The following is a 24,218-nucleotide window of genomic DNA, read 5'->3' as shown; positions in this document are numbered from 1 at the left end:
GATAGTAAGAGCGTCGTTCCGGTTTTTTTGGAACGACGCCCTAAGGAATAGGATTTTTATCTAAACGCAATTTTATTTACATAGCGTTTGCCCTCAATGAAAGAATTTACAATATAAATTCCGCTTTTGAATTCATTGTTATTCAGTCGGAAAACACTGTTGTTTGGCTCAGCTTGTAATACCAGTTTACCACTAATGCTGTACATCGAACAACGTTCTATTTCTCCATCAGTAGAAATCAGATCGATGCTTGTTGGAGTGTATGCAACGTTTAATTCGGTTTTGGTGTAAAGTGTTGGAATAGCAGTTTTCAGATCAAGCGCTTCAACACTGGTTGCATAAATGGAACCTCTTGCAAGTCCATAAATATACCCATTAAGCACTCCGCCTATAGTAAAGCAGGTAGCCCCTGGGTGACAATCAATCCAGGTGGTGGTATCGTTTGTAAATTTAGATTTTCCGCTACCGCCAAGAATCATATACGAATTTTTATCGAACTGGTAAATATCGTTACCTCCTTTTGAATCACTAAATGTTGAGAAGGTCATTCCGCCATCGTTAGATCGATAACAACTATCTACGGACGTAACTACAAAAAGTTCATCACCGTCTACCAAAACTGCATTAATAAACATGGCATCATCTTCGCCTTCATCCAGAATAGGGTAGAGATTGGTAAAATCAAGCGGGGCGGTTGCTGTTGCTACGTCTGTTCCGGTTGATTTTAAGAATAAGCTACTTCCGGCAATGTATAAGGTGTCACCGTTAAGCTTAATGTCCTGTACATATTTTTTTCCGAGATCTCCGGTTATTGCCAACCAGTTTTTCCCTCCATCTGTAGTTTTGAAAACTCTTGCATGATCTGTTTTTACATCAACATAATCATACCATTTAACATAGGCTAAAATGATATCATTGTCAAAAGTGAAAATTTGTGGATTAACTCCATTGCAATTGGCATGGTTGGGATTAATGCTAACATCATCCGTATTTTCTGCACCAATTTTTGCCATATCCAGATTCTTCCAGGTTTGCCAGTTGTCTTCGGTATAGAAAACTCCTCCTGAAAAGTAGATGTCGTCTTTGGCATCATAGTCAACATATTTAATCCGGTTAAAACTGATATATCCTTCAGCTCCGTTCATTGCCAGTCCGTCAAAATCTACCTCTTCCATAAATGCATTAACAGCAGGCATTTCCGGCAACGGTAAAGCATCCCAGGTAGTTCCACCATCTGATGATGACAAGAAATTATTGTCACTTCCAACAATGATTACGTAATCGCCGCTTGCGAAAGACTTTTGCAAGTTAGCGTTGCCAACTTCCTGAGTGATAAATTCAAAAGTGCCAGCCAGTAAATCGCTAATTGAAGCTTTGTAGATTTTTGCTTTAGCCAGTAACATGATGGTGTCGTTAGCAATTGAGCCTATTTCCCAAATTGATTCGCTGATACCAAGTGGATTCCAACTTTGTCCGTTATTAGTCGATAAAAAAGAATTGTCTTTACCGGCAGTTACAATAATCGTTGAGTCGTTAATTCGTTGAATATCGTTTGCACCTTTTAAGTTTCCCAATGTTGAAAAAGATTCTCCGCCATCGTTTGAAATAAACATACTGTCGGAAGTGGTCGTAAGCAATATTTCTGTTTCACTAACATAGTCGATATCATAAATATAAGCCGATCCGTCGCCTGGAAGATCTGCAAAAACATCAACAATTGAATCTAATGAAGCATCAGCTGAATAGAGCTTTTTACTACCACCCATTAATCCTTTTTCACCATAAAAATCCATAGAATAGACCGGAGTACTAATGTCGCCACTTACATTCACCCAATTCTGACCGCCGTCTACCGTTTTAAAAATCCCGGCATGACTATCAGTTCCGTCTAAAAGATACTCGTACCATTGGGCTGAGCAATAAGCAACCGAATCGTTAACAACAGAAACAGTGGTAAAATCCATTCCGAAACTTAATGTATCAGTTGGATTTATTGCTGGTCCTTCATCGGTCCCAAAAGCCGGATATGCAATAGAAGTCCAGGTCAAGCCTCCATCGATGGTTTTGTATATTGCACCATCTAAATAAACGTCAGGTGAAGCGTCGTAGAGTTTTTCTTTGCTGGTAACAATATAACCTACAGAGCCGATAATACTGATATCGTATAAATTGAAATAAGGCTTAAGAATGTCAAGCGGAAACCAGCTCTCTCCGCCATCAGTAGTTTTAAACAAGGAATTACCGTATCCGGCAATTACCGCATTGTTACCATCAATGGCCATCGCTTTCATGTTGTGGCCTGCGCTAAGTTCAGTAGCCTGCCAGTCGAAGACGGGATTTTGAGCACTTGCCACAATCGTCATGAGGCATATTAAAAGTGTTAGAGTAAAGTTTTTCATACGCACATTTTTTTGAGTTTATATTTTATTTGTTTATTGACTGATCACTTATTTCTTCCGAAAAATCGAACATATTCTTTACTTTCCCGGTTTTGCCGCTCGAGTATGTTATTGTGAGCGAATCTGATAAAAGGGCACCGTTAATATCGGGAATATTTGTTATTGTATCAACATACGAAATCTCGATTACTTCTTTATCGTTTTCATCAAGTTTTGTCTGAAACGCTACAATTCCGTTATCGTTTGATAAGTGGCTAACGAGGTAGGAAAGTCTGTTTCGCACTTTGCCGTTATCACCCATTGGTAAGGTGTAATCTGCTATTACATCATCAGTGTATTCATTTCTGTAGTTAAACGTACGGGCAAAAGGCGTAAACATCAGTTTGGCATAATCCGACTTCGTGGTGGTAAAGTATTCAGGATCAACAGCTGCTTCATAGCCCATTTCAATTTCCTGAAGACCAGCTGTTGTTTCCATTACATAGCTTTCGCTTTCTATTAAGCTGATTAACTTAGTTTTATCCTGAATTTCTTCGGGGAAGAATATTTTTACAACCACCGGACACGCAAATTCAGAAATCATTCCAACAGCATCTGTTTTTTCCCGAATTACATAACTCAGGTAGTTAAAATCGTAGCTGTCGAAGAAGTTTTCGAGTTGCAACGAAATGGCGTAAATTTGATGGACATCGGCCGGGAGCGTTTTTAATACAACCTTTTGCGGTGTAAATAATTCTTCCTGAAGTTTTTCTTCATCAAGAACAGTGTCATCATAATAAATTTTAACGCGGTGATGTTTTACGAAAGTGGCTACACCATAAACGCCATCAACACGTTTCATCTGGTTGGCAAAGGCCATTGAACTTCCGTAGCATTTTATATTTTTTAGCCCCGACATTGTAAATACCGAAGCTTCCTCAATTACTTCATGGTCAGCCCACTTTAAATCGATAGTAGGAACTTCCCAAACATTACCCAGTAATACGCCACCTAGTACAAGTATAACGGTTGCGATAACAGGAAGCCTTTTTAATTTGGGTTGTTTATTAATGGTTAATGTACCTTTTACCGGACAAACCAGTAAGCAATCGCCACACAGGTTACAGTCAACATGTTTAACCGTTTTTAAGCTTGCTACATCAATTGCCTGCGGGCATTTTTTTGTGCACAACTGGCAGCTCGTACATGTACTTTCGTTACGTGTAATTTTTGCCAATGGAGTAAATTTGCTTTTCAATGAGCGGAGTTCAAGTCCATAACCGCCAACACATGCAATTGTCAAAGGCCAAACATAACTAATTGTAATACCAAGGTTGAGTAGGATTATGTAGACCAATAATAGGACTACAAAAAATAGTGAGAACTTAAATATATTGGAAATTGCTCCTAGCGGGCAAATGTATTTACACCAAAACAAGCGGATGAAAATAGAACCAACAACAACCAATAGTATTGATACAATGGCAAATTGAACAACCACATCGGTGTTAAAACCTGAAGCCAGTGCAAAATAAGGATCGAATTTTTTACAGAATAACTCGTTGGATTGCAGCGTAAAATACAGGGTTATAAAAAGAAGAATATATTTTAACGATCGAAGCAGTTTATCTGCCAGGCCTTTTATCGTAAACCTTATTTTAAGTTTATCGCCCAGGCTGCCAAGCCATTCGCTAACGGTACCGACAGGGCAGATGTATGAGCAGAAAAGTTTACTGAACAGCAATACTCCGACGAACAAAAGAATTCCCATAACGATCTGGGCACTAGTCATGGTGCAAGACAATGCCTCACTTAAAAGGTAACTTCCAAGTGCCTGCATTCCTCCAAACGGACAGTAAGCTTCAAAATCGGGGGTGTTGATTTTTGTCAGGTCGGGCAAAAATGCCAGAATAAGAATAAATGCTACAACTCCCCATTGGGCGATCAATCGCGGCCAATTAGTGTTCTTGGTTTTTAATTTCATAATAAATTCGCACTCTTCGTGCAGGTTGATTAAACAAAAGTATCGTCTAAACCGGGTTTTCTGTTCCGGTTAATTCAGAATAAACCAAACGAATTTTTTTCTGAAAGATGGTGAATTTCGCGCAGTTCCATTAATGCCTTTTTATCGGTGTTTTGTTTCTTTTGGGCAAATACATTATTTGCATTTTTACCCATTACCACACCAATAAGTATGGCAGCAACAAAAACCACAGCAATTTGAAAGTACTTTGAATAATCGATGCTCTTATCGGGAGCACGATCAACCTCCTTTGTTTTTTGCATTACTTTTTCCACTAACACATCTGGCACCGGATTCATTAAATCCAGTACTTCGAGCAAATTGTCAGCTTCTGTTGTTGCTTTAAAATCGTGGTTGTTACTTTCAGTTTTCACAATAAACTTTCGGTTTTGCTTTCGGTTTTTAATTTATTCCTGATTATTAAGACGAAAATGAAAATAAAATCCGGCGTCTTAATCTTAAAAATTTAATTTTCTTCAATCATTTTCCTTCGCGAACAATCTTCTTTGTTACAATACTGGCATTGGTCGCCCGCTTCCATCATTTCAATTAGCAGGTTGTTAAGTAGTTCAATTTGAGGTGGTTCGCAAATGCTCTTAACGTTCTGAAAGTGTTTAACAGTTTGCCGTTTGATAGCAGTATGATAGGTGCCAAGTTTTTCTGTTAATTCTTTCATTTTCTCTTCAGAAGGCTCGGGAGATGAAAGTTCTTTTATTAAGTTAAAGTTGGTTTCACACTGAAGATCTATCAGTAGTTGGTAGCTTCTGAATACTTTTTGGTCCATTTCAATGATCTCTTCAAACTGCTTATCATCAAGGTTCAGTCGTTGTTTAAGGTATTCGTCCGACTTGTAAACATCATTTACAACAGCTTCCGTTTCACTGTCCTGGTTCATCACCAAAAAGGTTGTAAATGCTGATAAGTTTATCAGTAGGAAAAAAATATTGAGCCACTTTAATGATTTTTGTTTCTTTTCCATCTTGTCAGGAATTAAGTTTAAAATACGCGATAAGTTTAAGCTTCAGATTTTTTCGGGCACGGTAAATCAGCGATTCTACCGAATGCTCCGACATGCCAAGTTGCTCACAAATTTCTTTTTGCGAGAGGCCTTCAAATTTATGTAGAAGTAATATTTTCTTTTGATTTTCAGGGAGTTGGTCGATAAGTTGGTAAAGGGTGCTAATGTTTTCTTTTTGTTCAAGTTGTTTGGCCGGGTTATTCTTTTCTATCAAGTTATCATTGAGTTGGTTGTCGGCAATATCGTCATCGTTTTTCGAAACTTTTGCCGGATTTTTACGACGTAAAAAACTGATGGATTTGTTATAAGCGATTTTGTATATCCACATAGTAAGGTCTTCTTCAAACCTTACTGCATCGCACGATTTGTAGATCTCGAGAAAAACATCCTGAAAAATATCTTCGGCATCTTCTGAATTTCGCACTAAACGAAACGCAGTATTGTATACAAGATTTTTGTATTTATTAATAAGTGCCCTGAATGCAAGATCATTGTTTTCCCGAATTTGTTCTATGAGTTGACTGTCGGTCATCTCGGTTTTTAGCGTTGTTAGTCTACTGTAACTTTATCGCCGCTGGCGTATATTTTCATTTCCTTAAGTGCTGCAATGGCTTCGTCCAGCGACAAGTATAAATCACCTTCATCTTCATCCCATGTTTCGCCTTTGGTTATACCCATTTTTGAACAACCCTGCACTTCAACAAGGCTTACAGTCTCCAGTGCTTTCATCTTTACCGAATTTTCACCAATCAAAACAACTTTCGCTTTAATCGGCTTTCCTTTTACGGGTTTCTGATCTTCGGTTACCTGCACAACAATTCCGTAACAAATCTTTCCTTCCTCCACCCAGTCCGGAATTTTAGCTTTTAGTTCATCGCTCATTTCCACCTTTTTTTCTTCGTAGGTGTACGACGCTACTTCTTTTGATTTATCGGACGAATTACAACTAATAAAACAGAGGGTGGTTAACAAAATTGAAAAGAATGCCAGTTTTTTCATGAACATAAAATTTATGAATTCAAAAATTGATCGCTTCAGCATGGGCGATGTGAAATGTTGCATGCCGGCCTAAATATAGGTTTACTGATTACAGATCAGGCATAAAAGTAGCAAATATCGGTAGAATTTGGTGTCGGGGTGAACATTTGTTAACAAAAAAGCCATTTCCGAAACTTATTCGAAAATGGCTTTTAGAAAGTTTATTTTGTCTTTATTAGAATCCGTTGATGATTCCGATAAAGTCTTCAGCTTTTAATGAAGCACCACCAATCAAACCACCGTCAACATCTTTGTTGGCGAACAGTTCGTTTGCGTTGCTTGCTTTACAGCTACCACCGTAAAGGATTGAAGTTCCTTCAGCAACTTCTTCACCAAATTTAGCAGTAATTGCAGCACGGATGTTAGCGTGCATATCTTGTGCCTGGTCAGAACTGGCAGTAACTCCAGTACCGATTGCCCAGATTGGTTCGTAAGCAATAACGATTTTTTTGAAATCGTCGGCTGACAGTTGGAATACAGTTTCTTCCAATTGATTTACAACATATTCGTTGTGTGTACCTGCTTCACGAATATCTAAAGCTTCACCACAGCAGTAGATCGGAGTTAATCCGTTTTCCAAAGCAAGGGCAACTTTTTTGTTCAGGATCTCGCTGGTTTCACCGTAGTATTCACGACGCTCAGAGTGACCTAAAATTACGTATTCAGCACCTGTTGATTTTACCATTTCGGCAGAAACTTCACCGGTGTAAGCACCTTTGGCTTCGGCAGCACAGTTTTGTGCAGCAACACCAATACGCTCAGTATTAACAGTATCAACTACTTTTGTAATGTGTGTGAATGGTGTTCCCAATACAACAACTACATCGTCAGCACCTTCGCTTGCTACAATCGCGTCAACAGCTTTTGCCAACTCAACACCTTCTTGCAAGTTGGTGTTACATTTCCAGTTTCCTGCAACTATCTTTTGTCTCATATTATTGAATTTTAGTTTTTTAGATTTTCAAAAATCGATCACAAATTTAACCGAAATAATTGATTCGTGGGTCATTGAAAATATTGCCGAAATACAATTAACTATTTGTTTACGGATATTTTCTGCTTTTTTCCACCAGATCTACTCATTGATAAATTCGGCCTCAAATTCCAACGGATTTGGAATATCGTTATAATGCCATTTTCCTAAAATAGTACCATCTTTAATTACCATTAGCCCCGGATTTGAGCGAATCATTGTTTTCAACGTAATTTCATCGCAATTAAAGAACTCGTATGGTGCCTGGTGTTCTTCGGCAAACATTAATGCTTCTTCCTGCAAGGTTGAGGTGAGGCAAACAAACGAATAACCGTGATCCATTGCCCAATGGGCGAGTGCATTTATCTCATTCTGCGATTTTGTGCTGGTTTCAAACAGATCGTAGGCTACCAACATAAAAACATAATTCTGGTCGTAAATAAAAAAGTCTTTTATATCATCTCCTTCGGGCGATTCAATGGTAAAATCATGAATTGGTGGTTCGTAGCCTTCCTGTACCAGCTTCGATTCCATGTCGTGATATTCCCAGTTTGTGGTGTCTTGCCACGGGTAATTATCCTCGGCGAATTCTTCCACCTCTCCGGTATTTTTATTCTTGTAATAGAAAGTATTTTCGTAAACTTCTTGTGGCGCATCAGCCGGAACAGTCATTGCCTCCGGGATATTTGTTCCAACTTTGTATGGCCTGAAATCGAAAATCGGAAGGTGGTTATACGAGTGGTAAACAATACCAAAATAAACGATAAATACACCGATGCTCAACAATGCCGGAATCTTACTTTTTACCTTGTCGGCAAACCATTTTCGGTTAACCACTGCAATAATCGCAAACGTAATAAATACCAGGTTTTTATAAAATGTTTCCCAGTTCGAAATAACCAGTGCATCGCCAAAACAGCCGCAATCGGTAACCGGATTTTTTACTGCGATCCAAAGCGTTAAAGGGGTAAAAAAGGCCATAAACAATAAACCCAGCCACGAAAATAAACGCATGGCCCAGTTAAACAAAAAGGCTACACCAATAGCAAATTCGGCAAAAGCCAGTAATACGCCCAGCGGAAATGCTGCCCACAGCATCCAGTCTAAGCCCATAGCGTTGAAGTAGTCGGTAAATTTGTAGGCCGATCCCCAGGGATCGATTCCTTTTACAAAACCGGAAAAAATAAAAACAAGTCCAAAAAGAATTCGTGAGAGTTGTTTAACAATATTCATAGGGTGATTTATTCAGCGTTTTCAAATTCAATTTTAATCATGGCAAAAACCGAGTAGTTAATCATATCCATGTAGTTGGCATCAATACCTTCGGAAATGAGTGTTTTGCCCTGGTTGTCTTCTATCTGTTTGGTGCGTTGTATTTTCATTAAAATCAGATCGGTGTACGAACTGATGCGCATATTGCGCCAGGCCCCGCCGTAATCGTGGTTTTTATCCATCATCAGTTTTTTGGCCTGCTCGAAATATTTGTCGTAAAGCTCCTGAACTTTTTCGTTTGGTATTTCCTGATCAGACGGGCCCAACTCCAGTTGAATCAATCCCATGATACAATAGTTGATAATACCAATAAATTCGGGTTTTACACCTTCGTCAACTTTTGTAACTCCCTTTTCTTCAATGCTTCTGATTCGTTGTGCTTTAATGTAAATCTGGTCGGTGAGGGAGGTCGGACGCAATATTCGCCATGCGGTGCCGTAATCGGTCATTTTCTTCGAAAATATATTACGGCAAATCGAAATTACCTGGTCGTATTGCATATTTGTTTTGTCCATTCTTCAGTATCTTTTTTCTTTGTGTTGAGCTAATTGTAATCAATTCGCTCTATTCAGTATAATTTGTATGCTAAAATTGCCCGATAAAAGTATTAAAAAATGGCAAATTTGGCCTGTTTTATTCTACATTTGTAGTTAACGACAATTAATGGTTCGTTAATGATTTGTTAAACATAAAAGCTCATTTCTAATGTTGATTACGCAGTCAGCGGGTAAGTTTTTAAAACGAAACAGTACACTACATCTTGGCGAAAAAGAAGTTGACCTTTCCATTCCGGTAGTTGCCGGAATTGTGAATATTACACCCGATTCGTTTTACGACGGTGGTAAAATGGAAGACGAAACTACCATGTTAAAGGCCGTTGAAAAGATGATTGTTGATGGCGCAACGATTATTGATGTTGGTGCAGTCTCCACACGACCGGGATCAGGTTCGGTATCGACAAAAGAAGAACTCACGCGTCTTTTGCCGGCGGTACAGGCCATTCGAAAAGAATTTCCTGATGTGGCGCTTTCAATCGACACTTTTCGCTCGTGGGTGGCAGTGCGTATTATCGACGAAGTGGGGCCAATAATCATTAATGATATTTCAGGAGGAACGCTCGATTCGAAAATGTTTGAAACCGTTGGTAAACTCCAGATGCCTTACATTTTGTCGCATATTAAAGGAACGCCTCAGAATATGCAGGACAATCCGGAGTATGAAGATTTGATTCGTGAGGTGTCGCAGTACTTTGCCGAAAAAGTGAAAAAACTAAACAAATTTGGAGTAAAAGAAGTGATCCTCGATCCGGGATTTGGTTTTGGAAAAACGGTAGATCATAACTTCGAGTTGTTGAACAAGCTCGATGCTTTTAAGGTTTATCAATTGCCGGTGATGGTGGGATTAAGCCGCAAATCGATGATTTGGAAAGCACTCGACACCACTCCCGAATCGGCATTAAACGGAACAAGTGTTGCCAATACTTTAGCACTTATGGGAGGAGCTGATATATTGCGTGTTCACGATGTGAAGGAGGCCGTTGAAGCAGTAAAAATCTTTTGTGAAATAAAAGCTACAATTATTTAATGCTCGCATTTATTACCATACGATTTCTTGATATTCTCGATATTCTGCTGGTGGCATTTTTGCTTTACCAGCTTTACCGCCTTATAAAAGGAACGGTAGCCTTTAATATTGTTATCGGCTTGTTCTCGCTTTACCTTGTTTGGTTGATTGTTCGGGCGTTGAATATGGAGCTGCTGGGATCGATAATGGGCCAGTTTATTGGTGTTGGTGTACTGGCACTTATTATTGTTTTTCACCCCGAAATCCGGAAATTCCTTGTGTTTATCGGAACCAATTATAATCTGAATAAAATATTGATGCTCGATAAACTGTTTTCGCAGGGAAAAACAAAAACGATCGATGAGGTACAAATCGAGAATATTGTTGATGCCTGTGTCGCAATGGGAAAGACGAAAACAGGTGCGCTGATCGTAATTGCACGGGAGTCCGATTTGAATGATCAGGTACATACCGGCGAAAAAATAAATGCAAAAATATCATCGGCACTTATTCGCACTATTTTCTTTAAAAACTCGCCCTTGCACGATGGGGCTATTATTATAAAAGGAAACCGCATTGTGGCAGCGGGTTGTATTTTGCCCTTAACACAGAAAGAACTGGATAAAGCGCTGGGACTTCGACATCGGGCTGCTGTTGGAATGACCGAAAATTCGGACGCACTTTGTATAACTGTATCAGAGGAAAGAGGAACGATTTCGGTGGCACAAAAAGGAGAAATTAGACGCCGGGTATCAAAAGAAACACTTGTACAAATACTGGAAGAAAATATTGTTGATATAGATCATACCGTTGATCATCAGTAGTAGTTTCAGGTAACAGTCCAATAATTCCATAATTTTTTTGTTATTATTTCTTTGAACATGATCGGCTGAATAAGCGTTCAGCTAGGTGTTTATTTGTAATTTCACTTAGTAATTTTTTGAAGGGAAAAGTATGAACCGTATATGTGAGTTATTCAATATAAAATACCCTGTTGTGCAAGGCGGAATGGTTTGGTGTTCGGGATGGAAACTTGCTTCGGCTGTGAGTAACAGCGGTGGTTTGGGACTTTTAGGAGCCGGATCGATGCACCCTGAAACACTGGAAGAACACATAAAAAAAATGAAAGCCGCAACCGATAAACCTTTTGGGGTAAATGTGCCGTTGATGTATCCCGAAGTAGAACGAATAATGGATATTATTGCAGCGAATGAAGTACCAGTTGTTTTTACATCGGCAGGTAGTCCAAAGAAGTGGACAGGCTGGTTAAAAGACAAGGGAATTACTATTGCTCATGTGGTGTCGAGTTCATTTTTTGCAGGAAAATGTGAGGCAGCCGGTGTTGATGCCATTGTTGCCGAAGGTTTTGAAGCAGGCGGCCACAACGGACGCGAAGAAACCACTACAATGACACTGATTCCAACAGTACGACAAGCCACAAAATTGCCTTTGTTGGCAGCAGGTGGAATTGGTTCGGGCGAAGCGATGTTGGCGGCAATGGTTTTGGGTGCCGACGGTGTTCAGATCGGATCGGCATTTGCAGTTTCAGAGGAATCATCAGCACACCCTGATTTTAAACGTTTGGTAACTGAGTTGGGTGAAGGAGGAACAAAACTGGCACTCAAAAAACTGGCTCCGACACGTTTAGTAAAAAACAGCTTTTTTAATCGGGTTGACGAAGCCGAAAAAGCCGGGCAATCTCCCGAAGCGATGAATGAACTGCTGGGGCGTGGCCGTGCAAAAAAGGGAATGTTCGAAGGCGACCTCGACGAAGGAGAACTGGAAATTGGGCAGGTTTCCGCTCAATTGGATAAAATAAGACCTGTAGCCGAAATTATGCGAAATATTATTTCAGCATACGAAACTGCAAAAAAGCAAGCAGGCGAGGGGAGGTTCCAATTTTAAAAGTCTGATCTTATTGTTTAATCGTTTATAAAACCGATTTGCTTCCATTCCGCATCAACCGGATCGTTTTGTTGTTGTGCTCCGGGAGTGCTACGTCCTTCTGTAATATATTTAACCAGTAGCGTTTTTAGTTCATCAGTCTTTTCCGGATTTGCGGAGTAAAGATTCTTGGTTTCGCCCGGATCTGTTTCTAGATTATACAACTGATATTTTGGTAGCGTGTCAATAACTTCCTTGTTTCCCGGTTTTGGAAAACTCCATCCTCCCGAGCCGGGACACATTATCAATTTCCACGCTCCTTTTCGGATGGCAAAACTTCCGTTGATTGAATGATGTACAGTTGCCTCTCGAATTGGCTGGTTTGTTGCTTCAAACAAGGGGAGCATACTAAAGCTGTCTTCTCCTTCATTATCTGCCAAAGGTGTGTTTATAATATCGGCACAGGTAGCCATTAGGTCGGTAGTACAAATGGTTTGACCGGAAATTAAACCGGGAGCAATTCCAGCCGGCCATTTTACCATAAACGGAACACGGTGGCCACCTTCGAAAATGTCAGCTTTGTGTCCCCTGTAAATGTAACTGGGGTAGTGTCCTTTTGCCGTAAGTTCATCGATTTTTGCAGCAGGAGAACAACCGTTGTCGCTGGTAAATATTACGATGGTATTTTCTTCAATTCCGGCATCTGTTATAACTTTTTGCAGTTGCCCCATATAATTATCAATTTCCATTACAAAATCTCCGTATGGATTTAAACCACTTTTTCCCTGCCATTCTTCAGTTGGTAAAATTGGTGTGTGTGGTGAAGGCAGTGCCAGGTAAAGAAAAAATGGTTTTTCCTGTTTCGAAATTTCAGAGATATATTTAAATGATTTTCTGAAAAAATTTGGTGTAACATCCTCGTGAATAAAGTCGGCCGAAGTGGGGCCTTTGCGCCACCACGAGTATTTCCCTGTATTCACAGTAAATGTATCGGGAACTTGAGTGGGCATTCCGTTTTCGACATAAACATACGGGGCCATATCTAAAGAGCCGCTGTGTCCGTACGAATAATCAAATCCTAATTCTTTCGGTCCATTTTTAATTGGTTTCGAAAAATCGATATTGTCAAAATCAGTAGGAGTCCAGCCTTCTCCTCCGTTATCTTCGTCGTTTTTTAAGGCCCAATCCCAGCCTAAGTGCCATTTTCCGATAAATGCGGTTGTGTAGTTATTTTCCTGCAACAATTTTGCTACTGTTTTTCTGTCCGATGGGATAAGTGCTTTGGATTTGCCGGTTAGTACGCCCGATTTTAAAGTGCTGCGCCAATTGTATCGGCCGGTAAGAATTCCGTAGCGTGTAGGTGTACAAACTGCCGATGAAGTGTGCGCGTCGGTAAATTGTATTCCTTCAGCAGCCAGCTTGTCGATGTTTGGTGTGTTAATTTTGCCTTGCTCATTCAGCGCGGAAATGTCGCCATAACCAAGATCGTCTGCCAAAATATATATGATGTTTGGATGTTGTTGAACGTCGGTTTTTGTCGAACACGCATTAATAAAAAGGAATACAATCAAACAAAGTGGCAGGAATAACTTCTTCATTGGTTTAAGTTTAATTTTAGCTGTTATATTTTGGTGTAAAGGTAAAAGCTTCAGGAAAAAAAATTGGGAAAGTTCCATTTTTCGACGTTTTTTTAAAAAGTATTGGAAAAGCGTAAAACCAATATTTGAAAATCAAGGGTTGAAAATTATCGTAAAATCACAATTTTCTCTCTTTTTTACCTCGGTCCTGAAGGAAGAAAGCGAGAAAATTCTTGATCATCCTTTAGGATTCGAGGTAATATCAAGAATTTTTTGACAAATGTAGTTCAACGCTTGATTCAAACTCCCCATAAAATGCCTAATCTCCGATTCTCAAGGTGTTGTAAAAATAGTTGGGAATATTATGACTATTGTTCTTTAAATTTTATTGGCATTCTTTTCCGAAACCCTTTCACTTAGAGCATAATTCGTATATTTGGTCTGCTTAAAAGAAATTAATGAAACGGATAGCAATACAAGGAATAGCCGGCTCTTTTCATGAGGATGCGGCCCGACGATATTTTAGTGAAGATATTGAGGTGGTTGAGTGTAAGTCATTTACAACCGTTTGCGATATGATTGATAGCGATAAGGTGGATTATGCTGTAATGGCTATTGAAAACTCAATTGCAGGTAGTTTGCTGAATAATTACCAGTTGATTCGCGATTATCATTTACGCATTATTGGTGAGATTTACATTCATATCCAAATGAATTTACTCGTGAACGATGGCGTAAAAGCAGAAGATATTAAAGATATTCACTCGCATCCCATCGCTTTGCGTCAATGTATGGAATACATCGAGCATAACTATCCAAATGCGCAGTTGCACGAAAAACTCGATACTGCAGCGTCGTCGAAACTGGTTGCGGATAAAAATCTAAAAGATGCTGCATCGATCGCTAATCTTCGATCGGCGGAATTGTATGGATTAAATGTTTTGGATACCGGCATTGAAACCAACAAGAAGAACTACACCCGCTTTTGGATTCTCTCGAAACATGGTAATCCAACCGAGGGAAGCAATAAAGCATCGGTTTGTTTTGAAGTGGGCCACTTTTACGGAGCCCTTGCTGCGGTTCTGAATACGTTTGCCGAAAACGAGATTAACCTGACGAAGATTCAGTCGGTGCCAAAAATCGGCAAACCAAACGAGTATACATTCCATGTTGATATTGAATGGGAAAAACCTGAAAATTACGACCGCGCTATTCATCAGGTGCTGAAATGTGCATCGAGTCTGTCTATTTTAGGCGAATATCAAAAAGGAAACTTACATAACGAATAAAACTAAAACTATAAGATATGAGTAAAATAGCAATTTTTTACGGTCCTGAAGGTGGATCAGTAAACCGCGTGGCAGACAAAATAAAAGAACTGATTGGCGAAGATAAAGTGGAGATGGTTGCAGTAAAAAATGCTTCGGCTGCCGACCTCGAAAAATACGATAAAATAATTTTTGGTCTTTCAACAGTTGGCAAGGATACCTGGGATTCGGAGTATTCAACCAACGACTGGGGAAAATTCTTACCCGAAATTTCGAAAGTGGATTACAGCGAAAAAACAGTTGCTGTTTTTGGTTTGGGCGATCATGTTACCTACTCGCACGCTTTTGTTGACCACATTGGTTTATTGGGCAAGGAGTTGATGAAAAACGATGCTATTTTGGTTGGACCGGTTGACACCGAAGGTTACGATTTTGAAGAATCGGATGCAGTGGTTGATGGAAAATTCATCGGTTTGCCGCTTGACGAGGATTTTGAACCGGAGATGACCGACGAACGTGTGGCGGCCTGGGTTGAGCAAATCAAACCCGACTTCGGATTTTAATAATTACATTTTATAAGGTCATTTCGAAAATCTTCTGAAGCAGTACTGTTTCATGGAGATTCTCTAGAATGACAACTGGTTTAGTGTTGGATAAATACTGAACTTAAAACTCGAAAGATTTGAGTATGAACAATTCACCTCTCGACAAAAAACTTGTTGAAGAAAAGATAGCGCAATTGCGCATTCCCGATATTGGCAAAGCTTCTATTCGCGAAGTTGTGGCTTTGGTAAACCTGGTTGAAGAAGCCAGCGATTTTAAATACGTTCGTATGGAAATGGGTGTGCCCGGTTTGCCTCCGGCTAAGGTTGGTGTGGAAGCCGAAAAAGATGCCCTCGATCGTGGTGTATCGGCCATTTATCCAATGGTAGACGGAATAAAACCATTGAAGGAGGAATCATCGAAATTCATTAAAAACTTTATGAATGTTGATGTGGCGCCTGCAGGTTGTATTCCAACAACAGGATCGATGCAGGGAACCTACGCAGCTTTTATGGCTGCCGGTAACTGCGACAAAAAGAAAGATACCGTGTTGTTTATCGATCCGGGATTTCCGGTGCAGAAACAGCAGATGATGGTGCTGGGGCAGAAGTTTGAAACCTTTGATGTATTTAATTACCGAGGCGACAAGCTAAAGGAAAAACTGGAATCGTTTCTTGCAAAAGGAAACATTAATTCTATTGTTTATTCGAACCCTAATAACCCGGCGTGGATTTGTTTCAACGACGAGGAATTAAAGATAATCGGTGAGCTGGCCAATAAATACGATGTTATTGTAATGGAAGACCTGGCATATTTAGGTATGGATTTCCGAACCGACTTTTCGAAACCGGGCGAAGCACCTTATCCGCCAACAGTTGCCAATTACACCGATAATTACGTGCTGTTTATCAGCAGTTCGAAGATATTTTCTTACGCAGGTCAGCGCATTGGTATAATGGCTATTTCGGATAAATTGTTTAGCCGCGATTATCCCGATTTGCAGGAACGTTTTAAAGGAACAACCTTTGGTGCAACTATTACTTTGCGCTTGTTGTATTCGCTTTCGTCGGGAACGAGTCATTCGGCACAATGGGCACTGGCAGCCATGTTTAAAGCTGCCAATGATGGCGAGTTCAATTTCGTGGAGGGCGTAAAAGCTTACGGCGAGCGTGCCAAAGAAATGAAACGCCTTTTCCTAGAAAACGGATTTAAGGTGGTTTACGAAAATGATTTGGGCGTCCCAATTGCCGACGGTTTTTATTTTACAATCGGTTATCCGGGAATGACAGGAAACGAATTGGTTGCCAACTTGTTATTCTACGGAATTAGTGCCATCGCACTTGATAATACCGGAAGTGATGAAGAAGGTATCCGTGCTTGTGTTTCGTTTGTGTTGCCGCATCAGTTTGGCGACCTTGAGGAACGCCTGAAATTGTTTAATGAGAATTTTGGTCAATAAAATAAATTCACCGGATGACTTTAAATAAATTGGAGGGGCATCCGGTGAATAATATTCGAGGAATGGATAGAAAAAAAATAATCTCGCGATTTGAGCATACCCTGAGCCTGATTGAGTCTTTCGACTTGAAGAATGAACCGGTTGTGCTGAAGAAGGGCGAATTATTTATCGATTATGGCGAAAAGAACAAAAAACTGGGAATCCTACTCGATGGACTGCTTTATGCTTCATATCTGTCAGACAGTGGTACCGAGTGGGTATCGCGTTTTTTCTTTCCTCCCAACAACTTTATCGTAAGCAATCATCGCGGATTTGTTTTGGGTAAAGATTCAACGGAAGCCATTCGCGCCTACGAAGACTCAAGATTGATTTTTATTGAAAAGGACGAGTTTAAGAATTTGCTTGATAACAACCACAAATTTGAGCGTACCGTGCGTATTCTTGCCGAAGAAAGTTACATTCAGGCAATGGATCGTATTCACTCGTTTCAATCGCTGAATGCCGAACAACGTATCCGTAAGTTTTTTGTGGAATATCCGGAGTTGGCCCAGAAATTACAACGTCAGCACATCGCATCGTACCTCGGTATTCACCGAAACATTTTAACCCGTATACTTTATAAATTGTAGGTTTATTTTTTGCCTGATGTAGTATTTACAACCGGAAAAGGTTTGGTTGCCTCGCCGGTATACAAGGTAACATGCGGGAATGGAATTTCAATTCCTTCAGCATCAAAACGGGCCTTAATTTCCTGGAAAATTGAGTTTTTCACTTTCAGGTAGTTCGGCTTTTCAAACCAAACACCAAGCAGAATATCGATGCCACTGGCACCAAAATCTTTAAAAACGATGAGTGGTTCCGGCTCGTCTAAACTCAATGGATTTGCTTTTGCCACTTCTTCCAACAGTGTTTTTACTCGTCCCAGATCTTCTTTGTAGGCAACGCTAACATTAAAATCAAGGCGTCGGATAGGGAAGCGCGTAACATTGATCAGTTCGGTAGAAATAATGGTCTGATTTGGAATTCGCAAAAGCTGGTTATCGAAAGTTCGTATTTTGATCGACAGCAGATCTATGCTAAAAACAACTCCTGCTTTATCTCCAACTTTTATCACATCGCCAATCTCGAACGACTTTTCTCCAACCAGGAAAAAACCGCTTACAATGTTTCCGATGCTGGTTTGCGAGGCCACACCAACCACCAGCCCAATAACACCCGCAGCACCAAAGAAAGGAGCCAGACTAATATTTAATTGGGCAAGAATAATAAAGGCCAGTAACAAAAAGCCGGAATAATAGATAAGGCGCTGAACGATCATTTTTCGTTGCTGCGAAAGCGACTTCGGCAGTAGCTTTTTTACAACAAATGCCAAAAAGTAGATTAGTGCAATTCCTACTACCAGGATGAGCACTACCCACATTAATTTTTCAAAGTTGGCGACATTAAAATATTTCGAAAAGTCAAATTCCATTATTCCGAACGATAAATGTTTTTAATAAAATGAAAGTTAATTTTCAGCAGGCTTTTGCCTTCCGGGTTTCTTGGTTTGGCAACAATATCATGGTTTTCGCCATGTAAAGCTTTAGAAAAACCATAGTTTACCGCACTAACATGATCTTTCCCTTTATACTCCAACTTCACCATGCTGGTGATCAGGTATTCTTTAAATCGAAGAAGATGCAGCTGGTCAACCCTTAAAATCAGACGTTCAATAGCAAGAGGCGAACTGTCGTTATTAAAAATGTTTACCGGGCAAACCGCAAAATTCTCATCCGGAACTATCTCATTAATCTCGAGGTATTCTTCTGACTCCAATGCATAAGCAGGCTCTCCGTTTACCGTTTCTCCAAACCACGTGTCGGAAATTTGTTGAAACGGAAATTCAGTGAGCAGATTCTCTTCCTGTTTTTTTGCCGAATAAAGCTGCAGCATAAGCGGAACTTTGACAAAAAAAGTGAGACGCTGATGCGGAGAGATTACCAGACGACTTCCTTTTAGTACCATCGGTTTGGCCGGAAGGGCAGGAGTAAGGTAAAGACTATTCGATTTTCCTGTGTGATAATAAGTTCCTGTTGCTATCTCATCGATACTCGGTTTTTCTTCAACAGTGTTTTTATCAAAGGTCTTTATAAACCAACCTTCAGTATGACGTTTAATACCAAGCGTAAAACTCTCGAAATCGATCAGATTTGAATTGCCCGGTTCTAATTGCTTTTTCCCGTATATGGTTACTTTCTCCATGTTTAGAATATGATAACTAAAATTACCATTTTTTCATTTGTGATGATACTTTACCTCAAAAAAAATCCGGGAACAACCGGATTCTTTATCATTCATTCATATTGTTATAATAAAACTCAATACATCAACTATTGTTTAACTTATGAGCTTTAAAATAATGATTTGTTTGTTTTTAAACGATTTTTCTGCCAAATGGAGTTAAGGCAAGCGATGCCATTTTAAAATGTTGACGAGCCCATGGGATACCAATGATTGTAATACCCAAAAGTAAGCCGAAAAATACGTGGGTTAGCATAATCCAGATTCCCCCGATGAATAACCAAATAATATTCATGATGGTTGATAAACAGCCCGGTGCATAATCCATGTATTCAATTTTTTGCCCAAAAGGCCAGAGTGCAAGAATGCCCAATTTAAACGATTGAATACCAAACGGGATTCCAACGATGGTTACACAAAGTGCGATACCCGCAATCATATACTCTAAAAAGATGGCAAATCCGCCAAATACTAACCAAATTAAGTTTCCTAAAATCTTCATTGTTTATAGTTGTTAATTCATTTTTGTGAAGAAATACAAAGCCAGTAACAGAAACACAAATAGCGCCATCAAGAGCACTATAATCTTTGGCATTGCCGTTTGCTCCGATATGGTCTGTCTCTTTATTTTCTGATTCGTTTTTGCCAATTCTTTCTTTTTAAAACTCTCGCCAAGTGCCACTCCAATCGATATTCCGATTCCTGCCCCCAGCGCAATTCCAAGCCCGATATTGTCGAGCGCAACACCAAAAGCGATTCCCGGCCCCATTCCAATAGCATAACCAATGGCAATTCCTCGTCCCATGGCTTTCGATGCCAGTTCGTTATTGCCTTTGTTTACTCCCGCTTTGTTTTGTTTAATAAGAACAAGAACGAGTACAGATAAAAGTAGAATCCCGACGGCCAGGCCTGCAAAGAGTAATGTTGAATTCATCGTTTTCTTTTATTTGTGTTTCAAAACAAAACTAAATTACTTAATCCATCGGTTTTTCGTCCTTGTTAAAAAGGTAAAACGCCGATAATTGGAGACAAGCGTTAAAAATTGGGGATTGAACAGGTGATATGGTTGCTGCAGTTGGTAAATACTTTTTACTTTTAAGCTTTTGAAATTGAATAAAGAATTATGATCGAGCAGAAAGAAATAACACTTCCCGCATTTCGGCGAGGATACCATTTAGTTACGCGTTTAATTGAAGAACAATTGCCGGAATTACCTGAGAAAGGATTATTGCACATTTTGGTAAAACATACATCGGCAGGTATTACTTTGAATGAAAATGCCGACCCGACCGTGCGTACCGATTTCGAGAATTTTATAAATAAAATGATTCCTGAAAATGACCCCGTTTATGTGCATACTTACGAGGGAGCTGATGATATGCCTGCACACCTGAAGTCGTCGGTAATTGGGGCCGAAGTTACGATTCCGATTACACGGCACCGTTTAAATTTGGGAACATGGCAGGGAATTTATTTTTGCGAATTTCGGGATTATGGAGGTTCGCGTCGATTGGTATTAACAGTATACAGCTAAAATAGAAAAACCGGGTTTTACCCGGTTTTTGCATTATTTTATGTGGTATAAATTAACTCGCTTCTTTTACCTCCCATCCAAAATCGACGTATTTCCAGCTAAAGTCTTCTCCTTTTACATCAATTTTCAGGAACCCTTCTTCCATTCCAAAACGTTGGCCTTGCCACCATTGCGAAGAAACTGCTCCACCTGTTATATAATGAATTCCGTTGTATTCAATATCTTCAAGAAAGTGCAAATGTCCCTGTAAAACCAGTTTTGTATTGTGTTGCTCAAGAATTTCACGAACCTCATTGGCATTGGTAACAATTGAACCTGCATCCATTCCCTGGGTTGGGCTTTGCATAATCTGCGATCCGATGCTTAACAGCGGAATATGAATACTTACGGCAATTGGTTTGTCGCCTGCAGCTTCTAAATCCTTTTTCAGCCACACCAATTGCTCTTCGTCAACATGCCCGTAATAATGTCTGTCTTCAGTAAATCCAATCCCATCGAGCACCACAAAATGCCAGTCTTTATAATCAAATGAGTAGTAGCGTTTGGCCAGTCTGTTTTCGTAAAGTTTTTTACCGTATTCTTCATGCGACGGAGAAACGCCACTTCTTTCGTACAGGCCAAAAACTTCATGATTCCCCATGGTTGTATAAACCGGTGCGTTTACTTGTTTTATCGTATTTTCGTATAGATTGTATGCGCTGTCGCTAGCCTCATACGATACTGCAAGCGCATCCATTATATTGTCGCCTCCTGTTAATACAAAGTCAGGATTTAAACTGTTTATCGTATCAATTGCCTGGCTAAAACCTTCTGTTGCCTGACGTTCTTCCGTAATATGTATATCGGTCATAAATACAAACGAAAAGTCCTCTGTTTCCGATTCCTGTTGCGGTTTGGAACTTTGAGTACAACTAAAAAGCAGAAAAATGCTTACTGATAAATAGATAAGATGTTTCATTTTGTTGTTTTAAATTATGTTGTGAATTTAACAGAAATAGATAAATGTAGTGTTTATTATAACTTAAATAATCTTTAACAGCTAGTTGATTCGTGGGATGAATGCTGTTTAAATTTCGCGTCTGCATCAAAAAAAATAATATGGATTTGTGGTGTTTTTTAAAGAATTACATTTCTACTTTCAATTGGCCTAAAGTGTATGAGGTTTTTTATCGAAAAATATCGAAGATTTTTATCATTTTTGTTTGTAATTTGTAAGTAACTAAATTTGATGACTGATGAAAATTTCCGTTGACAACTATTCCGAGGAAGAATTACAGGAAGAGGGAGTTTTTGACTGGCCTGTTCGTAAACTCGATGAAGAAAAAATAGACTGGTATTACGAGCAAACTGAGCTGTGTTATATTGCTGAAGGAGAGGCCGTGATAACAACAGAGTTTGAACCGATAACAGTGCGGGCCGGAGATTTTGTTACTTTCCCGAAAGGACTGGAATGTGTTTGGGACGTGGAGTCTGAAATAATAATGCACTATTCCTGCGAATAATCATATTTGCTTTTTAAATTTTTTACAAAGTTTGCGGTCAAACTATATATTCATTTAAAACCTATGCAAAAGATTTTATTATTGGTAGTGGCTGCAGTGCTGTCTCTCAGTGCTTTTTCTCAGGAACTTAGTAAGGAATATCAAAAACGAATGCAATGGTTTGGCGATGCCAAGCTGGGTATTTTTATTCACTGGGGAATTTATTCCGTTAATGGAATCGACGAGAGTTGGTCGTTTTTTAACGACTACATTTCGTACGACGATTATATGAAGCAGCTTGGCGGATTTACTGCCGAAAAATACGATGCAAAGGAATGGGCCGAATTGATTGCCGGAAGTGGTGCTAAATATGCTGTTTTAACTACTAAACATCATGATGGAGTTGCACTTTGGGATACTAAATGTAACGATTTAAATGTGGTTGATAAAACACCTGCAGGAAAAGATCTTGTTGCTCCATTTGTTAAAGAACTCCGGAAAGAGGATGTAAAAGTTGGCTTGTATTATTCGTTACTCGACTGGTCGCACCCCGATTATCCAAATAAAACACGAAACACAAAACGTTACAAAAACGATTCTGTTCGTTGGGATAATTTTGTTGATTTTAATTTCTGTCAACTCGAGGAATTGTCGAAACAGTTTAAACCCGACCTGTATTGGTTTGATGGTGACTGGGAGCAATCGGCAGAAAAATGGAAAGCACGCGAATTAAGCGAAAAGTTAAGAGAGTGGAATCCTGATGTAATTCTGAACAGTAGAATTAAAGGCTATGGCGATTACGCCACTCCTGAGCAGGGACTTCCTGTTACACGTCCTGATAAACCGTATTGGGAATTGTGTATGACGATGAACGACAGTTGGGGATACCAGCACAACGATCATAATTATAAAACACCAAATCAGGTTATCCGTATTTTGGTTGATTGTATAAATAAAGGAGGAAATCTGTTGTTAGATATCGGTCCGAAAGCTGACGGTTCAATTCCCGAAGAACAAGTGGATATTTTAAAAGAATTAGGCCGCTGGACCAACAAACATGCCGAAGCAATTTATGAGACACAGGCAGGAATTCCATACGAACATTATTACGGACCTACTGCGCTGAATAAAAAAGGAGATATTCTATACTTATTCGTGCCTCACAAACCAAATGGTTCGCTGGTGCTAAAAGGTATTAAAAATAAAATCAACCGGATGTGGGTAGTTGGTAACGGCACCAAGTTGAACTGGGATGTAAAAATGAAACAATACTGGAGCGCAGTTCCGGGTATTGTTTACATCGATGTTCCCGAAAAAGTATTGGATGAACAGGTTACTGTAATTGCCGTTCTACTCGACGGAAAAGTTGATCTTTACCGCGAACAGGGGCAAGTTATTGAGAGTAACTAATGTAGTTCCTAACTTATGGTGAGGATATCACCGTTTTTCTGCACCGAATATTTTTTCAAGCTGCTTGTTGCGGGTCCGTTTATTACCGCTCCGGCAGTTGTAAAACGAGACGAATGACATGGACATAGAATGTTACCATTGGAATGGTCGTAAGCAACAGTACAACTTTGGTGTGTACAAATCTTCGACAGAGCCAAGTAGGCACTATCACCCGTTCTGAAAATCAATATGTCGCCTTCGTAAACATAACCTCCAATTGATCCAAGATCTTCGTAGGTGCTACTTGAAAGATCGATGGTTAAATTGTTGGGAATATTGGGTTCGGGTACAAATTCGTCGTCGTCGCCGGAACAAGCACTTAAAATCAGGGGTGCGGTAAGCAAGATACTTCCGCCGTAGGCAAACTTTTTAATAAAATCAGCTCTTTTCATAGTTGTTGGATTAATATGTTTGGGATATAAACACCGATTGGTGTTTTATTGTTCGTTATGCAGGTTAGATTTGCCTCGAACAGCCG

At 39.6% G+C, this 24,218-nt stretch carries 26 protein-coding genes; 10 read left to right on the top strand and 16 right to left on the bottom strand.

Features of this window, described 5'->3' with window-relative positions:
* Window positions 1-56: 56 nt before the first annotated feature.
* From SLH46_RS12440 to SLH46_RS12400, 9 genes are all read right to left on the bottom strand, one after another.
* Complete coding sequence (locus SLH46_RS12440) at window positions 57-2,399, bottom strand: T9SS type A sorting domain-containing protein (RefSeq protein WP_320281517.1); 2,343 nt, start codon at window positions 2,397-2,399, stop codon at window positions 57-59.
* Between the two features lie 25 nt (window positions 2,400-2,424).
* Window positions 2,425-4,362: a 4Fe-4S binding protein gene (locus SLH46_RS12435; RefSeq protein ID WP_320281516.1), complete on the bottom strand. Its 1,938-nt coding sequence runs from the start codon at window positions 4,360-4,362 to the stop codon at window positions 2,425-2,427.
* A 74-nt stretch (window positions 4,363-4,436) separates the two neighbouring features.
* A complete protein-coding gene (locus tag SLH46_RS12430; RefSeq protein WP_320281515.1) occupies window positions 4,437-4,775 on the bottom strand; it encodes a hypothetical protein in 339 nt (112 codons plus the stop codon).
* A 92-nt stretch (window positions 4,776-4,867) separates the two neighbouring features.
* Window positions 4,868-5,380 (bottom strand): hypothetical protein, encoded by a 513-nt coding sequence (locus SLH46_RS12425; RefSeq protein WP_320281514.1) that lies wholly within the window; start codon window positions 5,378-5,380, stop codon window positions 4,868-4,870.
* Window positions 5,381-5,384: 4 nt separating this feature from the next.
* A complete protein-coding gene (locus tag SLH46_RS12420; protein ID WP_320281513.1) occupies window positions 5,385-5,951 on the bottom strand; it encodes an RNA polymerase sigma factor in 567 nt (188 codons plus the stop codon).
* A gap of 17 nt (window positions 5,952-5,968) precedes the next feature.
* Window positions 5,969-6,418, bottom strand: a complete 450-nt coding sequence (locus SLH46_RS12415) for a hypothetical protein (RefSeq protein WP_320281512.1) — start codon at window positions 6,416-6,418, stop codon at window positions 5,969-5,971.
* Window positions 6,419-6,632: 214 nt separating this feature from the next.
* Window positions 6,633-7,391 carry a triose-phosphate isomerase gene (tpiA, locus tag SLH46_RS12410; RefSeq protein WP_320281511.1) on the bottom strand — a complete coding sequence of 253 codons (759 nt, stop codon included), beginning with the start codon at window positions 7,389-7,391 and terminating at the stop codon, window positions 6,633-6,635.
* 141 nt (window positions 7,392-7,532) lie between these two features.
* Window positions 7,533-8,663, bottom strand: a complete 1,131-nt coding sequence (locus SLH46_RS12405) for a BT_3928 family protein (protein ID WP_320281510.1) — start codon at window positions 8,661-8,663, stop codon at window positions 7,533-7,535.
* 8 nt (window positions 8,664-8,671) lie between these two features.
* Entirely contained in the window at window positions 8,672-9,217 is a 546-nt protein-coding gene (locus tag SLH46_RS12400) for a DUF1599 domain-containing protein (protein ID WP_320281509.1), read from the bottom strand.
* A gap of 190 nt (window positions 9,218-9,407) precedes the next feature.
* On the opposite strand from SLH46_RS12400, the gene folP reads away from it, so the two are divergent.
* The 3 genes from folP to SLH46_RS12385 all read left to right on the top strand — a co-directional run bounded on the left by folP (window position 9,408) and on the right by SLH46_RS12385 (window position 12,170).
* Window positions 9,408-10,286 carry a dihydropteroate synthase gene (gene folP, locus SLH46_RS12395; protein ID WP_320281508.1) on the top strand — a complete coding sequence of 293 codons (879 nt, stop codon included), beginning with the start codon at window positions 9,408-9,410 and terminating at the stop codon, window positions 10,284-10,286.
* The gene (gene cdaA / locus SLH46_RS12390; protein ID WP_320281507.1) at window positions 10,286-11,089 is read left to right on the top strand and encodes a diadenylate cyclase CdaA; all 804 of its coding nucleotides are present in this window, start codon (window positions 10,286-10,288) and stop codon (window positions 11,087-11,089) included. Before folP ends, cdaA begins: the two co-directional genes overlap by 1 nt.
* Before the next feature lie 130 nt (window positions 11,090-11,219).
* Window positions 11,220-12,170 carry an NAD(P)H-dependent flavin oxidoreductase gene (locus SLH46_RS12385; RefSeq protein WP_320281506.1) on the top strand — a complete coding sequence of 317 codons (951 nt, stop codon included), beginning with the start codon at window positions 11,220-11,222 and terminating at the stop codon, window positions 12,168-12,170.
* Window positions 12,171-12,187: 17 nt separating this feature from the next.
* On the opposite strand, the gene SLH46_RS12380 is transcribed toward SLH46_RS12385, so the two are convergent.
* Window positions 12,188-13,747, bottom strand: coding sequence for a sulfatase family protein (locus tag SLH46_RS12380; RefSeq protein ID WP_320281505.1), 1,560 nt, complete (start codon window positions 13,745-13,747; stop codon window positions 12,188-12,190).
* 437 nt (window positions 13,748-14,184) lie between these two features.
* Between SLH46_RS12380 and SLH46_RS12375 the strand changes: the two genes are divergently transcribed.
* The 4 genes from SLH46_RS12375 to SLH46_RS12360 all read left to right on the top strand — a co-directional run bounded on the left by SLH46_RS12375 (window position 14,185) and on the right by SLH46_RS12360 (window position 17,625).
* Complete coding sequence (locus SLH46_RS12375; protein WP_320281504.1) at window positions 14,185-15,015, top strand: prephenate dehydratase; 831 nt, start codon at window positions 14,185-14,187, stop codon at window positions 15,013-15,015.
* A 17-nt stretch (window positions 15,016-15,032) separates the two neighbouring features.
* Entirely contained in the window at window positions 15,033-15,557 is a 525-nt protein-coding gene (locus SLH46_RS12370) for a flavodoxin (protein ID WP_320281503.1), read from the top strand.
* A gap of 125 nt (window positions 15,558-15,682) precedes the next feature.
* Window positions 15,683-16,996 carry a pyridoxal phosphate-dependent aminotransferase gene (locus SLH46_RS12365; protein ID WP_320281502.1) on the top strand — a complete coding sequence of 438 codons (1,314 nt, stop codon included), beginning with the start codon at window positions 15,683-15,685 and terminating at the stop codon, window positions 16,994-16,996.
* 62 nt (window positions 16,997-17,058) lie between these two features.
* Entirely contained in the window at window positions 17,059-17,625 is a 567-nt protein-coding gene (locus tag SLH46_RS12360) for a Crp/Fnr family transcriptional regulator (protein WP_320281501.1), read from the top strand.
* A 2-nt stretch (window positions 17,626-17,627) separates the two neighbouring features.
* Here SLH46_RS12360 and SLH46_RS12355 read toward each other — a convergent pair whose 3' ends face one another.
* From SLH46_RS12355 to SLH46_RS12340, 4 genes are all read right to left on the bottom strand, one after another.
* Complete coding sequence (locus SLH46_RS12355) at window positions 17,628-18,467, bottom strand: mechanosensitive ion channel family protein (RefSeq protein ID WP_320281500.1); 840 nt, start codon at window positions 18,465-18,467, stop codon at window positions 17,628-17,630.
* Complete coding sequence (locus SLH46_RS12350; RefSeq protein ID WP_320281499.1) at window positions 18,467-19,237, bottom strand: DUF432 domain-containing protein; 771 nt, start codon at window positions 19,235-19,237, stop codon at window positions 18,467-18,469. The genes SLH46_RS12355 and SLH46_RS12350 overlap by 1 nt, the downstream gene beginning before the upstream one ends.
* 172 nt (window positions 19,238-19,409) lie before the next feature.
* Window positions 19,410-19,778, bottom strand: a complete 369-nt coding sequence (locus SLH46_RS12345; RefSeq protein WP_320281498.1) for a YccF domain-containing protein — start codon at window positions 19,776-19,778, stop codon at window positions 19,410-19,412.
* Window positions 19,779-19,790: 12 nt separating this feature from the next.
* The gene (locus SLH46_RS12340; RefSeq protein WP_320281497.1) at window positions 19,791-20,210 is read right to left on the bottom strand and encodes a hypothetical protein; all 420 of its coding nucleotides are present in this window, start codon (window positions 20,208-20,210) and stop codon (window positions 19,791-19,793) included.
* A 189-nt stretch (window positions 20,211-20,399) separates the two neighbouring features.
* On the opposite strand from SLH46_RS12340, the gene SLH46_RS12335 reads away from it, so the two are divergent.
* Entirely contained in the window at window positions 20,400-20,810 is a 411-nt protein-coding gene (locus tag SLH46_RS12335) for a secondary thiamine-phosphate synthase enzyme YjbQ (RefSeq protein ID WP_320281496.1), read from the top strand.
* A gap of 52 nt (window positions 20,811-20,862) precedes the next feature.
* Here the strand turns inward: SLH46_RS12335 and SLH46_RS12330 are convergent, their stop codons facing one another.
* Entirely contained in the window at window positions 20,863-21,768 is a 906-nt protein-coding gene (locus tag SLH46_RS12330; RefSeq protein WP_320281495.1) for a metallophosphoesterase family protein, read from the bottom strand.
* Window positions 21,769-22,045: 277 nt separating this feature from the next.
* On the opposite strand from SLH46_RS12330, the gene SLH46_RS12325 reads away from it, so the two are divergent.
* Window positions 22,046-22,312: a cupin domain-containing protein gene (locus SLH46_RS12325; protein ID WP_320281494.1), complete on the top strand. Its 267-nt coding sequence runs from the start codon at window positions 22,046-22,048 to the stop codon at window positions 22,310-22,312.
* Between the two features lie 63 nt (window positions 22,313-22,375).
* Entirely contained in the window at window positions 22,376-23,701 is a 1,326-nt protein-coding gene (locus SLH46_RS12320) for an alpha-L-fucosidase (protein ID WP_320281493.1), read from the top strand.
* Window positions 23,702-23,709: 8 nt separating this feature from the next.
* Here the strand turns inward: SLH46_RS12320 and SLH46_RS12315 are convergent, their stop codons facing one another.
* Window positions 23,710-24,132 carry a QcrA and Rieske domain-containing protein gene (locus SLH46_RS12315; RefSeq protein ID WP_320281492.1) on the bottom strand — a complete coding sequence of 141 codons (423 nt, stop codon included), beginning with the start codon at window positions 24,130-24,132 and terminating at the stop codon, window positions 23,710-23,712.
* Window positions 24,133-24,218: the final 86 nt, after the last annotated feature.

The organism is Draconibacterium sp. IB214405 (assembly GCF_033963885.1).
Lineage (GTDB): Bacteria > Bacteroidota > Bacteroidia > Bacteroidales > Prolixibacteraceae > Draconibacterium.
Note: the sequence above shows the minus strand (reverse complement) of the source record. Positions and strands in the feature narration are given on the sequence as shown.